The sequence below is a fragment of the Herbaspirillum huttiense genome (assembly GCF_047300815.1).
GTDB classification, from domain to species: Bacteria; Pseudomonadota; Gammaproteobacteria; order Burkholderiales; family Burkholderiaceae_D; genus Herbaspirillum; species Herbaspirillum huttiense_A.
The window spans coordinates 1,287,406-1,301,663 of record NZ_CP178608.1 but is presented as its reverse complement, the minus strand read 5'-3'; the positions used below and the strand labels follow the sequence as shown (position 1 = coordinate 1,301,663).

The 14,258-nt window shown below is 60.4% G+C and carries 12 protein-coding genes; 5 read left to right on the top strand and 7 right to left on the bottom strand.

Annotated features, from left to right (window positions below):
- Positions 1-223: 223 nt before the first annotated feature.
- The 5 genes from ACLRDN_RS05990 to ACLRDN_RS05970 all read left to right on the top strand — a co-directional run bounded on the left by ACLRDN_RS05990 (position 224) and on the right by ACLRDN_RS05970 (position 6,103).
- On the top strand, positions 224-1,717 hold the full coding sequence (locus tag ACLRDN_RS05990; protein ID WP_413459380.1) for a hypothetical protein: 1,494 nt from the start codon (positions 224-226) through the stop codon (positions 1,715-1,717).
- Positions 1,714-3,030: a hypothetical protein gene (locus tag ACLRDN_RS05985; RefSeq protein ID WP_413459379.1), complete on the top strand. Its 1,317-nt coding sequence runs from the start codon at positions 1,714-1,716 to the stop codon at positions 3,028-3,030. The genes ACLRDN_RS05990 and ACLRDN_RS05985 overlap by 4 nt, the downstream gene beginning before the upstream one ends.
- 17 nt (positions 3,031-3,047) lie before the next feature.
- The gene (locus tag ACLRDN_RS05980; protein ID WP_413459378.1) at positions 3,048-4,079 is read left to right on the top strand and encodes a hypothetical protein; all 1,032 of its coding nucleotides are present in this window, start codon (positions 3,048-3,050) and stop codon (positions 4,077-4,079) included.
- Between the two features lie 278 nt (positions 4,080-4,357).
- Complete coding sequence (locus tag ACLRDN_RS05975) at positions 4,358-5,203, top strand: fumarylacetoacetate hydrolase family protein (protein ID WP_413459377.1); 846 nt, start codon at positions 4,358-4,360, stop codon at positions 5,201-5,203.
- A gap of 147 nt (positions 5,204-5,350) precedes the next feature.
- Positions 5,351-6,103 (top strand): SDR family NAD(P)-dependent oxidoreductase, encoded by a 753-nt coding sequence (locus ACLRDN_RS05970; RefSeq protein ID WP_413459376.1) that lies wholly within the window; start codon positions 5,351-5,353, stop codon positions 6,101-6,103.
- 155 nt (positions 6,104-6,258) lie between these two features.
- Here the strand turns inward: ACLRDN_RS05970 and ACLRDN_RS05965 are convergent, their stop codons facing one another.
- From ACLRDN_RS05965 to pstC, 7 genes are all read right to left on the bottom strand, one after another.
- On the bottom strand, positions 6,259-7,899 hold the full coding sequence (locus ACLRDN_RS05965) for a methyl-accepting chemotaxis protein (RefSeq protein ID WP_413459375.1): 1,641 nt from the start codon (positions 7,897-7,899) through the stop codon (positions 6,259-6,261).
- Positions 7,900-8,347: 448 nt separating this feature from the next.
- Positions 8,348-9,664, bottom strand: a complete 1,317-nt coding sequence (gene phoR / locus ACLRDN_RS05960) for a phosphate regulon sensor histidine kinase PhoR (protein ID WP_413459374.1) — start codon at positions 9,662-9,664, stop codon at positions 8,348-8,350.
- A 105-nt stretch (positions 9,665-9,769) separates the two neighbouring features.
- Positions 9,770-10,447 carry a response regulator gene (locus tag ACLRDN_RS05955; RefSeq protein ID WP_413459373.1) on the bottom strand — a complete coding sequence of 226 codons (678 nt, stop codon included), beginning with the start codon at positions 10,445-10,447 and terminating at the stop codon, positions 9,770-9,772.
- Positions 10,448-10,540: 93 nt separating this feature from the next.
- Complete coding sequence (gene phoU, locus ACLRDN_RS05950; RefSeq protein ID WP_413459372.1) at positions 10,541-11,251, bottom strand: phosphate signaling complex protein PhoU; 711 nt, start codon at positions 11,249-11,251, stop codon at positions 10,541-10,543.
- 179 nt (positions 11,252-11,430) lie between these two features.
- A complete protein-coding gene (gene pstB, locus ACLRDN_RS05945) occupies positions 11,431-12,231 on the bottom strand; it encodes a phosphate ABC transporter ATP-binding protein PstB (RefSeq protein ID WP_413460354.1) in 801 nt (266 codons plus the stop codon).
- Between the two features lie 35 nt (positions 12,232-12,266).
- Positions 12,267-13,163, bottom strand: a complete 897-nt coding sequence (pstA, locus tag ACLRDN_RS05940; RefSeq protein ID WP_039788929.1) for a phosphate ABC transporter permease PstA — start codon at positions 13,161-13,163, stop codon at positions 12,267-12,269.
- On the bottom strand, positions 13,163-14,173 hold the full coding sequence (gene pstC / locus ACLRDN_RS05935; protein WP_413460353.1) for a phosphate ABC transporter permease subunit PstC: 1,011 nt from the start codon (positions 14,171-14,173) through the stop codon (positions 13,163-13,165). The genes pstA and pstC overlap by 1 nt, the downstream gene beginning before the upstream one ends.
- Positions 14,174-14,258: the final 85 nt, after the last annotated feature.

Here is a 14,258-nt window from a genome sequence, read left to right as displayed (position 1 = left end):
TACGGACGATGGCCTATTTCCATGAAGTATCAATTACGGAACGCCCCTGCTGTTGCATCTTGCTGACCGTGTGATCGAACACATCCCTCTGGTCGATTTATTGGACCACATCCTGGCGAGCAAATCGCCAGAAGCGACACAGAAACATTTTTTTCTATCGAAAATGGGATTGAAGTTTTTAATTCGCTAACTATAGTTAGAAAAAAGTATCTCGGGGGAGATCATGAAAAATATTCGAAACGCCACGTTACTTCTTTTTGTGCTGCTCATTTCTGGCTGCACTTCGTTATCGCCAACGCCCACACCGGACTCTGCGTTGTTAGCGAAATACGTCAAATCCAAATCCTTGCCCGATGCTGTTGCAGTAACTCAATCTCTCAGAACGAAATACCTGGAGCGTGCTTCGGCCCAGCGCAGCGAAGCGCGCTTGGCGGGCTTGGGACTCGTAGGTATGGGCCTGGTGGCGGGCGATCTGGCGACACGCGGCGTGGGCAGCAACGTGGTGCTGGGTCTGGGGCTGGCCGGAGCCGGCCTCTATACGGCCAACAATTGGGCGAACCCGCAGACGGAGGGACTGATCTACATCGAAGGCGCTGCGGCGCTGCAATGCGCGCTGGCCGCCATCCAGCCATTGAATTCCGCGTATGGGAGTAAGGATAATTTAGCATCCCTCATCGATCGTTTGCGCACCGATGCAAATGAACTCAATGCATTAGTCATCAAGGAGTATTGGGGGACTGAGAATGCTGATCTGGTGCAGAGCAGGGATGCTATTGCAAATGCCTATGCGCTTATCCCATTGCTCATTGAAGCGCAGGCAAGATTGGCATCCGCCGGCGGCGAACTTTATTCCGTGGTGAGCGATATCGAAGTGCAGGTTGCCAGAATGCTGGCCAATGCCTCACCCGATATGGGTTCCTTGGTAACCACCCTGATCGGGCAAAAGCTGTATGCACCCATGACTTCATCAAGCACGCCGCTGGCGAACGGGGCATTACCCAAAGCTGCCGCCGATCCAAAGATCCGGGTGCTGGCAGCAAGACTGCAACACACTATCGAAGAGGCACAAGGCATCCTTGCCGCCATCAACGTCAAACCTCCATTGGCGGCCATGCAGGCCTGCAAGGTCAACGTAGTTGCAGCCGGTCTGACCATGAAACTTGAACCTGCAGCCCTCACGCTGACTGCTGGACAAACAGGTGTTGCGCTGGTTAGTGGGGGCGTACCCGCGTACAGCATCGTGCCATCGGCCATAGCACCGTTGCCCGATCAAGTCTCAACGAAGGTCGAGAGCAACGGTGTCATCAGCATCACCGTGAGCGAGGGCGCCGCTGCGAGCAATTACAAATTCAGAGTCAGGGACGCGGCGAAAGGCAGCGAAATACTGGACCTGACCATCGTCGCAAAGCCGGGTGCGCAAGCGGGTGTACAACCGGCTGCGCTCGCAGCTACATCGCCCAAGGCGCAGCCCTGTCAATGGGACGACCGGGTTGCAAAGGTCCAGCAGGCGCTGCTGAATCAACGCGCCAAGCCGGGCGATACAGGGAAAAACAAGGATCCGCTCGTCGTCGACGGTTGCCAGGGACCGATCACCAACAAGGCAATGGTGGACTATTGGCGTGAAAACGGTGGGACAACGGGAGCAGACATGAGCAAAAGCGATCCAAAAAAGCTATTGGCCGATACTGAAGCCCTGCTGCGGAAGCAAGAACCATGAAAACAACGAACGACCTCAACCCGAAAGCAGCGTCGGCTTCGACGCTCTTTTGCGCTGGCCTGATCGCTTTGGTCATGCCTGTAGTGATGTTGGCTGCGTATCAAACCCCACCCGGGCCAGGGCAATTCGACTGGGCCCGCGTCAGTGCCTGGCTGTGCTGCATGACGGGGATCCTGTCCCTGCTGGCGCTGACCGGTTCACAACTGCGCGGGCGTTATGGCGGAATTTTTATAGATGAGCGCAACCGCTATTCATTGGCGAGGCTACAGATGTCGATGTGGACCATCGCGGTCCTGGGCAGCGTATACGTGGTCTTCATGTCTAATGCGATCAGGGGTGAGCCGAAGTTTGATGCCCTCGGGGTGGAGATCGATTGGGAACTGCTGACGCTCATGGGATTGAGCGCGGCCAGTTTTCTGGGGTCGCCGCTAGCATTGAGTCGCAAGAGTGAACAGAGCAGTCCGGTTGACGAAGTGGCCGATCTGAATCGACAACTGGTCCCACAACAGAACTTGTCCGGTCCGGTCTCTGCAGTCGGGCAATTGATGACGAAGGATCAGCCCTCTGATGCCAGAATCTCAGATCTGGTGCGCGGAGAAGATATCCGTTCCGCAGCCACGATCGACCTGCCCAGAGTCCAGATGTTGTTGATCACCATGGTAATCGTGCTTGGCTACTGCGCTGCCATGATCTATCTGCTCGGCCGAGGTGATTGGCTCATTGGCAAACTGCCCACGTTGAGCCCAACGGTGCTCTTACTGGCCATGGTCAGTCACTCCGGATATATCGCTGGCAAGTTGCTGCCCTCCGCAACTGGCGATGCGCAGCCTGTGCCACAAAGCATTTCCAGGGCGGTCACCGTCAGCCAGAAAGCTAGCGCGCTGGCAGCCGAACTTACCGCTTCGCTGGCACGCCTGTCGCGAGATGATCCACACCGCACGATCTTACAGAACGCCCTCCCCCAGGTCCGCATGCTGGCCGATGAAGCAGCCACGCTACCATCTCGCGCCAGTTTCGCCGGCTTCGATGTGCAGCAGATCTCCTTGATGGAGGTCCGACTGGAAACGTTGCGGAAATCGGTCACATCCATGCAGGATCTGGCACCTGTGGTGGTCAATGCGCCGGCGCCGGAAACGGTCCATAAGGTGCAATCCAAGCTGGCTGCTACCGGGTTTCCGGTTCTGATCACCGGTATTGCCGATCTGCAGACCGAGTCGGCGATCACGAAATGGTGCCAGGACAATGGCGTGGACCGGTCCCGTTTGCATCCGAACAGGATGCGCCATTACGAAGAACTGGCTCAACGTATCTAAGCTCAAGGGGATTGCAATTGGCGCACATTTTTCCGGTTCAGCAGCAGCGATATCCCAAGTCCAGCCAATTTCTGGGAGAGCATCTTCCGCTGCTACAGCGCGATAGACCCGAGGTCTGGCAACAATTTTTGTACTACTCACATCTGGATGTTCATGAAGCGACCGCCGCACTCTCTTTGGATGGGAGCGCACCAATGATCTTCGTGTCGACATTAGGCTCGTCCGTGTGGGGGCAGTTTGTTCCAGCGCTTTCATGGCGCATTGAGATCAGTTCGGATGTCTGCGCGAGGTTTGAAACCGCGGCTGGAAATCCGGAGGCCGGACGTTTCCTCACTGCTAAGGTGTTGCACGAGCTATGCCATTGGGGATGCTTCAGGAAGCAGGTACCTGAACTCGAAGAGGTGGGCGAGCGGTTTGAGAGCGCCGCCTTCGGAGCGTACCTTTTACCTTGGTGGACTTCGGGGGCGCAACCTATAACCGCCGAACTGGCTCCTTCCGTCTTCAACGACCCATCATTGCGTGCACAGGCTTGCAAACGGCTGTTGAGCGAGGGAGAAAACATGCCCGGCAAATTGGCCGATCCGGCGCATGCGGTCTTCAGCTCCGCGGACGTGGCCTTGTCACTGCCACGCGGTTATCGCAACAACAATCCGGGCAATATCCGCCCCTCGGCTTCCATGTGGACAGGGCTCTCCGATCCGGCGCAGATGACGGACTTCCAGCAGCAGGAAAGGGCCTTTTGCGTATTTCGGGAGCCGGAGTGGGGCTTGCGGGCGATGATGGTGATTTTGCGCAACTACAAACTTGTACATGGACTGGTCACCCCGCGCAGCATGATTGCACGATGGGCCCCAGCGTCAGACAATAATAACGTCAACAACTACAGCAGCGTGGTTGCGGCCGCCTTGGGCGTTAGCCCGGACAGCCTGATCAATGTAGAAGACGACGACACGATGCTGACCATGACAAAAGCAATGGTGAAAGTGGAAAACGGCGCGAAGGTCCCTTACAGTGACATCCAGTTCAGAGCTGCTCTACGATTGATCTAGACCCACCTGAAATTTCCTTCACCCAGTGTCGGGTCAACGATCCAACAACATCGTCCGGTGTTCATGGGCGCAAGGCACATGTCTACCTCATTAAAATCACTCTGCCCTGCACTTGGCGCTCCAAGAATGTGCTACGCCCTATTGGTCTTACCAATAAACTGGTAATATCGTGCTTCCCAACACGACAGTGTCCCGCATGTCGCCCGTCCTCGGCAGCCTGAGGCCGCGCCACGGCACCGCGCTGTCATCCAGAGACAAATTTTCTCAAAGGAAACACGATGAAATTACTGCGTTACGGCCCGGTGGGGCAGGAAAAGCCCGGCGTCCTCGACCAATCCGGCAAGATCCGCGATCTGTCCGCCTACATCAAGGACGTCAACGGTGCCGTACTGGATGACGCCTCGCTGGAGAAGATCAAGAAGCTCGACCTGGAAAGCCTGCCCGCCGTGGAAGGCTCGCCGCGCATCGGCGCCTGCGTGGGCAACATCGGCAAATTCATCTGCATCGGCCTGAACTACGCCGATCATGCCGCCGAATCCAACCTGCCCATCCCCGCCGAACCGGTGGTGTTCAACAAGTGGACCTCCGCCGTAGTGGGCCCCAATGACAACGTCAAGATCCCGCGCGGGTCGAAAAAGACCGACTGGGAAGTCGAGCTGGGCGTGGTCATCGGCAAGGGCGGCACCTACATCGACGAGAAGGACGCCATGTCCCACGTGGCCGGCTATTGCGTGGTCAACGACGTCTCCGAGCGCGAATACCAGATCGAACGCGGCGGCACCTGGGACAAGGGCAAGGGCTGCGATACCTTCGGCCCCATCGGCCCCTGGCTGGTCACCCGCGATGAAATCGCCGACCCGCAAAAGCTGGGCATGTGGCTGGAAGTGGATGGCAAGCGCTACCAGAACGGCAATACCAGCACCATGATCTTCGGCGTGGCGCACATCGTCTCCTACCTGTCGCGCTTCATGAGCCTGCAGCCGGGCGACGTCATCTCCACCGGCACGCCGCCGGGCGTGGGCATGGGCGTCAAGCCGGAAGCAGTCTACCTGCGCGCCGGCCAGACCATGCGCCTGGGCATCGACGGCCTGGGTGAACAGCAGCAGAAGACCATCGACGCCTGATCCACCAGGGTCGCCGCGTCACCCCGCGCTGCCATCCGGCGGCGCGGTTGCATCTCCATCGACATCCACAAGAACAAGAACGACCATGTGCGGGCGCCAGTGCGCCTGCGCGATCCAATAGACCGCAACAGGGAAGGAGAAGACACGATGAATCACTACGATTTCCAGGGCCGCAGCGCCATCATCACCGGGGGTGCCCAGGGCTTCGGCTATGCCGTGGCCGAACGCCTGCTGCAAGGCCGCGCCAAGGTGGTGCTGTGGGACATGGACGAAAAAGCGCTGGCCGAGGCCCGCGCCAAGCTGGAACCGCTGGGCCATGTCGAGACCATCCGCGTGGATATCGCCAGCCAGGCCGATGTCCAGCAAGCCATCGAAGCCACCGAAAAACTGACCCAGTCCATCGACATCCTGGTGCACAGCGCCGGCATCGCCGGACAGAACAATCCGGTGGCGGACTACTCGCCCGAAGAATGGCGCCGCGTGATCGACATCGATCTCAATGGCGCCTTCTACGTCAACCAGGTGGTGGTCCAGCGCATGATCGCGCAGAACTACGGCCGCATCGTCAACATCGCCTCCATCGCCGGCAAGGAGGGCAATCCCACCGCCTCGGCCTACAGCGCCGCCAAGGCCGGCATGATCGCCCTCACCAAAAGCCTGGGCAAGGAAACCGCGACCCGCAACATCGCCGTCAACGCCATCACCCCGGCGGCTGCACAGACCCGCATCCTGGAGCAATGCACCCAGGCCCACATCGACTACATGCTCTCCAAGATCCCACGCGCGCGCTTCGTGAAGGTGGAGGAGCTGGCGGCGATGGTGGCGTGGCTGGTGTCGGAGGAGAATTCCTTCACTACGGCGTCGGTCTTCGATCTCTCGGGCGGACGGGCGACCTACTGACGGCGCGGGGGCTCGGCCCCCGCTCATACGCTGTCGAGGTGCAGAGATTGTTTCACCCGCATCGCTACCGCCGTGTTGACGGCCTGCCAAAACAAAGAACCCGCCAGGATATGAAGGGCGGGTTCTCTGTTTGTGGCGTCAGTTTCGTCGCGGCATCAGCGCAAGGCCGGTCGCGGCGGGGTGATATCCACTGCCACCCGGCTGGCCACTTCCCCACTGCCATAGCCTGCCTGGTCCTGCGCCAGCACCTTGAACTGGCTCACCACCTCGGACAGGCGCGCAGCCTGTTCCTGCATGGCTTCGGCAGCGGCAGCGGCCTCTTCGACCAGGGCCGCGTTCTGCTGGGTGGTCTGGTCCATGTCGGTGATGGCGAGATTGACCTGGCTGATGCCGTCACTCTGCTCGCTGCTGGCAGCCGTGATCTCGGAGACGATGTCGGCAACCTGGCGCACGCTGGCCACCACTTCATCCATGGTCGTGCCGGCACGTTCCACCAGTTCACTGCCGGAGCCGACCTTGGCCACCGAGTCATCGATCAGGGTCTTGATTTCCTTGGCAGCCGAGGCCGAACGCTGGGCCAGTGAACGCACTTCGGAGGCCACCACCGCAAAGCCCCTGCCCTGCTCGCCAGCACGGGCTGCTTCCACCGCTGCATTCAGGGCCAGGATGTTGGTCTGGAAAGCAATGCCGTCGATGACGCTGATGATGTCGACGATCTTGCGCGAGGATTCGTTGATGGAGCCCATGGTGGAGATGACCTGTGACACCACTTCCCCGCCCTGCTGCGCCACCGACGAAGCGGAGGCCGCAAGCTGGTTGGCCTGGCGCGCGTTGTCGGCATTCTGGGCCACGGTAGAGGTCAGTTCTTCCATGGCCGATGCAGTCTCTTCCAGCGCGCCGGCCTGGCGTTCGGTGCGGGCCGAGAGGTCGAGGTTGCCGGTGGCGATCTCGCGCGAGGCGGTGCCGATGGCATCGGTACCGCTGCGCACCTGGCCGACGATGCGGGCCAGGTTGACGGTCATGGCGTGCAGGGCGTGCATGAGCTTGCCGGTTTCATCCTTGCGGGCAATGAGGTTGTCATCGACACGCGTGGTGAGGTCTCCGGCGGCCACGGCTTCGGCCACATTGACCGCCTTTTCCAACGGCCGCGTGATGCCCAGCGCCAGACTGCGCGCAAACAGCCAACCCAGCACCACTTGCAGGATGGCCAGACCGATCATCAGGTTGCGGCTCTCGTGATAGACCTCCTGGATGTGCACGGCCACCTGGTCGATGTTAGCGCGCTGCAGGTTGAGCAATTGCTGCAGCAAATCCAGATAGCCCTTGGCTGCGACATCGAAGGGGCCGGCCAGGATCTTGGCGGCTTCCTCGGCATTGCCGTCGGCCTTGGCCTTGGAGATGGCATCGCGCTGCTTGATGTAGTCCTTGCGCACCTCGCCCAGTTTGGCGAAGACGGCTTTTTCTTCCGGCGACTCGATCAGGGCTTCGATGGCCTTCTGCTGTTCGGTGGACGTGCGGCTGGCCTCGGCCGCATCGGCCGCAAAGAAGGTAGCCAGGCTGGGATCGGCACTCTTGGCAATGGCCGTGGTACGGCGCACGCTGGTGTGGATGGTGCGGTACCAGTCCGAGACCAGGCGTTCCTTGGTCAGGGGCTCGTGCATCATTTCGTTGGTGGCCTCGGCAATGCCTTGCAGACGCCAGATCGACAGCGCAACCACCACGCTGGCAGCGGCCAGGATCACGGCGAATCCTACGCCCAGGCGGCGGCCTATCTTCATGTTGGCGAAATAGCTCATCGTTTTCTCTTTTGCGCAGTAAGTGGAAAGGCAGACCGGGCCATGCAGCACACCGGGTGTTGACACTTCGGTACATGGTGCGACGAATACCGTCGCGGCGCGATCAGGGTTTTCCTGACAACAAGCTTTCGACACGACAACGGGATGACCGCCGCCGGTTCAACAGGGCTACCGTGCACACGGCGTGATGGGCCGCGTGCCTTGCGGGAATGCAAAGCCCGCCTGGGACTCGCATTGTTCCAGGCCCTGCGGATTCCCCATGAACCGCACGGGCTGGCGAGGCGCTATTGTTGCCAGGAAGACAGACAAGCGGGCATTCGTAATTTCACTTACTGACGAGGTGTCAGCATTGAGCTATGGCGCCATGGTACGCCGCTGCGTTCGATTCAAAGATGAAAAAAGGATGCCGAAGCATCCTTTCCAATTCGTTTGGACTACTCCGCACGGATCAAGACTGCGGCTGCGCTGCGTAATCCTCGATGGTCTGGCTGGCCGGGAAGTGCACGGTGAAGGTGCTCCCATGATCGGGCACGGAGGCAATTTCCAGCGTGGCATGGTGGCGCAGCAGGACGTGGCGCACGATGGCCAGACCCAGGCCGGTGCCCTGGGTCTCGCGCGAACGGCTCTTGTCGACGCGATAGAAGCGTTCGGTCAGGCGGGAAATATGTTCGGGGCTGATCCCGATGCCGGTATCCTGCACCGCGAAATGGGCGCCCTGCTCATCGCTCTGCCAGCGCAGGGTGATGGTGCCGCCTTCCGGGGTATAGCGCACGGCATTGGTGACCAGGTTGGTGAAGGCACTGCGCAGTTCCTCGGCATTGCCCTTGAGATCGGGACCATCGACGATGAGGCGGATATCGTGCTTGCCCGCCGACAGCGCCAGTCCTTCCTCGGCGATGCGCTCCAGCAGCGGCTGCACGTGCAGCACTTCGGAGCGCAAGGGATAGTCGATCGATTCCAGGCGCGTCAGCGTGAGCATGTCGTCGATCAGGTTCTGCATGCGCCGGCCCTGCTCGGTCATGAGCTTCAGGTGGGCCATGCGGGTGGACTCTTCCAGGTTCGGCTGCGCCAGCGCGATTTCCAGGAAACCGTTGATGACCGTCAGCGGCGTACGCAATTCGTGCGAGGCATTGGCCACGAAGTCACGGCGCATCATGTCGATGCGCTGCGATTCGGTGACGTCGTGGGTGACCAGGATCTGGCGCCGGTTCTCGAAGGGGATGATCTGGATGATCAGCTTGCGCTCATGCAGGGCCAGTGTGAGCGGCTGCTCGTAGCGGCCCAGGATGATGTAGTCGATGAAGGCCGGATTGCGGATCAGGTTGGTGACGCGCATGCCCTTGTCGCGGTCCAGCTTCAGGCCCAGGTGCGACTGTGCGGCCGGGTTGCACCATTCCAAGAAGAGCACGTCGTCCATGATCACCACGCCATCCGGCAGCAGGCTCATGGCCTGGCGGAAGCGCGCCAGCCACTCGGCCAGTTCGGCCTGGTTCTTTTCATCGTCGCGGCGCATGCGGTACAGGCGCGCATAGACATCGGTCCAGGCGCCCCAGCCATCGGGCAGGCGCGACTGGCCGGAATCATCCAGCCAGGTCGACAGGCGCAGCAGGTAGTGAAGATGCGCAATCATCATCGCCCCCACGCCCAGCACGGCGGTGACCAGTCCGATGATGGGACCAAAGAAGAAACCGACGACTCCCGCTCCGGCCAGGCACAACACCAGGCGCAATACAGCAGGAATCCAGAACAAAAGTTGTGGACTCATTAATTTGACAGATAAATCTGGAAAGCGCCCGCGCGCCGAATTTTTAATTTTGCTGATTATGAACGACGCGGGCTGTTTGGTCTTTGATCTTTATTTGCTTGATCGTTATTTGGTCGAGAGCATGTAGCCCACGCTGCGCACCGTCTTGATGAGGTACTCGGCATCGCGCAGGGCCTTGCGCAGGCGCAGCACGTGGACGTCCACGGTGCGCTCTTCGATCACCACGTGATCGCCCCAGACGCGGTCGAGCAGCTGGCTGCGCGAGAACACGCGGTCAGGATGCGCGAGGAAAAACTTCAGCAGCTTGTATTCGGCATGGCCGATATCGATGCGTGCGCCCGACAGGCTCACCGAGCAGCTGGCCGGATCGAGCGTGACCGGACCGGCCGACATCACTTCCTGGGCATGCTCCGGGCTCTTGCGGCGCAGGAGCGCCTTGATGCGTGCGGTCAGTTCGCGCGGCGAGAAGGGCTTGGTGATGTAGTCATCGGCGCCGTTGTCGAGGCCGGCGATCTTGTCTTCTTCCATGCTCTTGGCGGTGAGCATGATGACCGAAAGCTGCTGCAGCTGGCGGTCGGCGCGGATGCGCGAGAGCAGGTGCAGGCCGCTGCGGTCCGGCAGCATCCAGTCCAGCAGTACCAGTTGCGGGGCGCGGTGCTGGACGAAGTCCCAGGCGGCGGCCGCGTTGGAGACGACGAAGCTGGACCAGCCTGCCTCCTTGACGGTAAAGGCAATCAGTTCGGCAATGGAGGGTTCGTCTTCGACGATGAGGATAGTGGTCATGATATTCGGGCTGGTAAGCAGTATCGCGGGTCTCCCCTCCGCAATCCGGTGCTGGCAGCGCTTCCCCCGCTGCCAGCACCGGTGCCGTCGTGCTTAGTCTTCTTCTTCCGGAAGCGTCTTGGCCGAACCGAAATCGGTGTGGCGGATGTCCTTGCCACCGACCACGTAGACCACGTATTCAGCGATGTTCTTGGCGTGGTCGCCGATGCGTTCGATGGCCTTGGCCACCCACAGGGTGTCGATGGAACCGGAGATGGTGCGCGGGTCTTCCATCATGAAGGTGATGAGGCTGCGGGTGATGGAGCGGAAGCCGTGGTCGATGCGTTCATCCTGCTTGATGAGTTCAGCGGCCTGCTGGTCGTCCAGGCGGGCGAAGGCGTCCAGGGCGCTGCGCAGCTGGTCCATGGCCTGTTCGGCGATGAGGCTCACGGTTTCGTAGTGCGAGACCAGGCCGATACCGCGCTTGTGCAGGTGGATGGCGGTACGGGCGATTTTGGTCGCCTCGTCGCCCACGCGTTCCAGGTCGGTGATGATCTTGATGGTCGCCATGACGGTACGCAGGTCATTGGCGGTCGGCTGGCGGCGAACGATCAGGTGGCTGCAGGCGTCATCGAGTTCGACTTCGAGGCGGTTGACGGCTTCGTCGTCCTTCATCACGCGATGGGCGACGTCGAGGTTGCCGTTGCGGAAGGCTGCAATCGCGTCCTGGAACTGGTGTTCCACCATGCCGCCCATGGCGAGCACCTTGGAGCGGATCTGCTCCAGATCCTGGTCATACTGTTTGGAGGAATGATCGCCGGTCATGTGACGTCCCTAAAAAGAATTTCTATAAATAATTTATACAGTGCAATGACTACTCTGTGGAATCGTCGTATCGGCGTAGCGAGCGCTTCGAGTTCGCGTCGAGAAGCGCAGCCGTACTGGGTACGGCGAGCATCGCAGACGCGAAATCGGAGCGCGCAGTAGCCGAGACGACGGTTCGATCAGCCAAAGCGGCCGGTGATGTAGTCTTGGGTTTCTTTGCGCACCGGATTCATGAAGATCTGGTCGGTCTCGCCAAACTCCACCAGCTCACCCAGGTACATGTAAGCGGTGTAATCCGAGCAACGCGCCGCCTGTTGCATGTTGTGGGTCACGATGGCGATGGTGTAGTCGTTCTTGAGCTCACCGATCAGTTCTTCCACCTTGGCCGTCGAAATCGGATCCAGCGCCGACGTCGGTTCATCCAGCAGCAGCACTTCCGGCTTCACGGCCACGCCGCGTGCGATACACAGACGCTGTTGCTGGCCACCGGAGAGCGACAGGCCGCTCTTGTGCAGCTTGTCCTTGACTTCACCCCACAATGCCGCCTTGTTGAGCGCCCATTCGACGCGCTCATCCATCTCGCCCTTGGGCAGGTTTTCATACAGGCGGATGCCGAAGGCGATGTTGTCATACACCGACATCGGGAACGGGGTCGGCTTCTGGAACACCATGCCGACCTTGGCGCGCAGCATGTTCAGATCCTGGCCGGCTTCAAGGATGTTGTTGCCGGCATAGATGATCTTGCCCTCGGCGCGCTGGCCGGGGTACAGGTCATACATGCGGTTGAAGGTACGCAGCAGCGTGGACTTGCCGCAGCCCGAGGGGCCGATGAAGGCGGTGACCTTGCCTTCGTAGATGTTCAGGTTGATGTTCTTCAAACCCTGGAATCCGCCGTAGTAGAAGTTCAGTTGCGAAACTTCCAGCGTGGTCTTCTGGGCCGCAGCGGCGTTGTTGGGTGCGGTCGAAGCGTGGCTTGCCATTTGATGAGCAGTAGTCATGTCGGTCACTTGGAGAATTAGCCGGGGATTTGTTGTTTGAACAGGGTGCGCGAGAGCACGTTGAGCAGCAGCACGCTGAAGGTGATCAGCAAGGCGCCGCCCCATGCCAGCGAGACCCAGTTGTCATACGGGCTCATGGCGAACTGGTTGATCACCACCGGCAGGTTGGCGATCGGACGGTTCATGTTGGTGCTGAAGAACTGGTTGTTCAGGGCGGTGAACAACAGCGGAGCGGTCTCACCCGAGATACGCGCCACGGCCAGCAGCACGCCGGTCACCACGCCCGCCTTGACCGCACGCAGGCGCACGATGATGGCCACCTTCCAGCGCGGGGCACCCAGGGCGAAGGCAGCTTCACGCAGACCGCTCGGCACCAGCTTCAACATGTTGTCGGTGGTCCGCACCACCACCGGAATGGCGATGAGCGAAATGGCGAAGGTACCGGCCCAGCCCGAGAAGTGGTTCACGTTGGCCACGTAGATGGCGTAGATGAACAGGCCAATGACGATCGACGGCGCCGACAGCATGATGTCGGTGACGAAGCGGGTGACCTGGGCCAGCTTGCTTTCCTCGCCGTATTCGGCCAGATAGACGCCGGCCAGGATGCCGATCGGGGTGCTGATGATGGTGCTGATGCCGACCATCAGCAGCGAGCCGACGATGGGGTTCAGCAGGCCGCCGCCGGCATCGCCCGGACCGGGCGTGTTTTCGGTCAGCAGGCCCAGGTTCAGGGCGGCCACGCCCTTGAAGACCAGGGTCAGCAGGATCCAGGCCAGCACGAACAGGCCCAGGCCCATGGCCAGGAAGGAGAACAGCATGCCCATGCGATGCTGCATCAGGCGACGGCGGTAGACAGGGTTCATGGCTTGCGCCTGGTCGGTGCTTTTCACACCGGCTTGTACGGTCTGGCTCATTATTTGGCTCCTTCCTTGCGGGTCATGCCCATGAGCATGATCTTGGCGGCGGACAGAACGATGAAGGTGATGACGAACAGGATCAGGCCCAGTGCAAACAGGGAGGACACGTGCAGCTTGCTGGAGGCTTCGGCGATTTCATTGGCCAGGGTCGAGGCAATCGAGTTGCCGGCCGAGAACAGCGACCAGGACAGGCGGTGCGAGTTGCCGATCACGAAGGTGACCGCCATGGTTTCGCCCAGCGCACGGCCCAGGCCCAGCATCACGCCACCGACCACGCCGGTCTTGGTGTAGGGCAGCACCACCTTGCGCACCACTTCCCAGCGGGTGCAGCCGAGACCGTAGGCCGATTCCTTCAGCACGGCCGGGACGACTTCAAACACGTCGCGCATCACCGAGGAGATGAAGGGGATGATCATCACCGACAGGATCAGGCCGGCGGTGAGGATGCCGATACCCATGGTGGGACCCGAGAACAGCACGCCGATGCCGGGGATCTGGCCCAGGGTGGACTTCAGGAAGGGCTGGCCGTATTCGGAGAAGAGCGGCGCGAACACGAACAGGCCCCACATGCCGTAGATGATGGAGGGCACGCCGGCCAGCAGTTCCACACAGGTGCCCAGCGGGCGACGCAGCTTGGCCGGGCAGATTTCGGTCAGGAACAGGGCGATGCCGAAGCTGACCGGGAAAGCGATCAGCAAGGCGATGATCGAGGTCGACAGCGTGCCGACGATGGCGATCATGGCGCCGAATTCGTTATTGGTCGGATCCCATTCGACGCGCGTGATGAAGCCCGGGCCGAAGGCCTGGAACGCCGGTGCGGCACCGATGATGAGGGAAACGATGATCCCGCCCAGCATCAGCAGCACGGACAGGGCGAAGATCAGGGTGATCTTGTGGAAAAAGAAATCCTGCAGACGCTGGTGGCGCATGACGACCATCAGCTTCTCGCGCGCCACTTGCGCGCTTTCAGTCTCTGTCGGGGATTTTTTGACTTCGGTATTCGACATTGCCGTGGTGGAATAATTAGCGCTCATTTGAATTCACCATTAAAACGGGCCATCGCCGCGAATGCTCTGTGCTCCAGAGTTGCTC

Excerpts from the sequence above, each read along its gene's own strand:
- ACLRDN_RS05970 (WP_413459376.1), top strand. The coding sequence starts at position 5,351 with ATGAATCACTACGATTTCCAGGGCCGCAGCGCCATCATCACCGGGGGT.
- pstB (WP_413460354.1), bottom strand. The coding sequence starts at position 12,231 with ATGGCAAGCCACGCTTCGACCGCACCCAACAACGCCGCTGCGGCCCAG.
- ACLRDN_RS05990 (WP_413459380.1), top strand. The coding sequence starts at position 224 with ATGAAAAATATTCGAAACGCCACGTTACTTCTTTTTGTGCTGCTCATT.
- pstC (WP_413460353.1), bottom strand. The coding sequence starts at position 14,173 with ATGTCGAATACCGAAGTCAAAAAATCCCCGACAGAGACTGAAAGCGCG.
- ACLRDN_RS05965 (WP_413459375.1), bottom strand. The coding sequence starts at position 7,899 with ATGAGCTATTTCGCCAACATGAAGATAGGCCGCCGCCTGGGCGTAGGA.
- ACLRDN_RS05955 (WP_413459373.1), bottom strand. The coding sequence starts at position 10,447 with ATGACCACTATCCTCATCGTCGAAGACGAACCCTCCATTGCCGAACTG.
- ACLRDN_RS05975 (WP_413459377.1), top strand. The coding sequence starts at position 4,358 with ATGAAATTACTGCGTTACGGCCCGGTGGGGCAGGAAAAGCCCGGCGTC.
- ACLRDN_RS05985 (WP_413459379.1), top strand. The coding sequence starts at position 1,714 with ATGAAAACAACGAACGACCTCAACCCGAAAGCAGCGTCGGCTTCGACG.
- pstA (WP_039788929.1), bottom strand. The coding sequence starts at position 13,163 with ATGAGCCAGACCGTACAAGCCGGTGTGAAAAGCACCGACCAGGCGCAA.
- phoU (WP_413459372.1), bottom strand. The coding sequence starts at position 11,251 with ATGACCGGCGATCATTCCTCCAAACAGTATGACCAGGATCTGGAGCAG.
- phoR (WP_413459374.1), bottom strand. The coding sequence starts at position 9,664 with ATGAGTCCACAACTTTTGTTCTGGATTCCTGCTGTATTGCGCCTGGTG.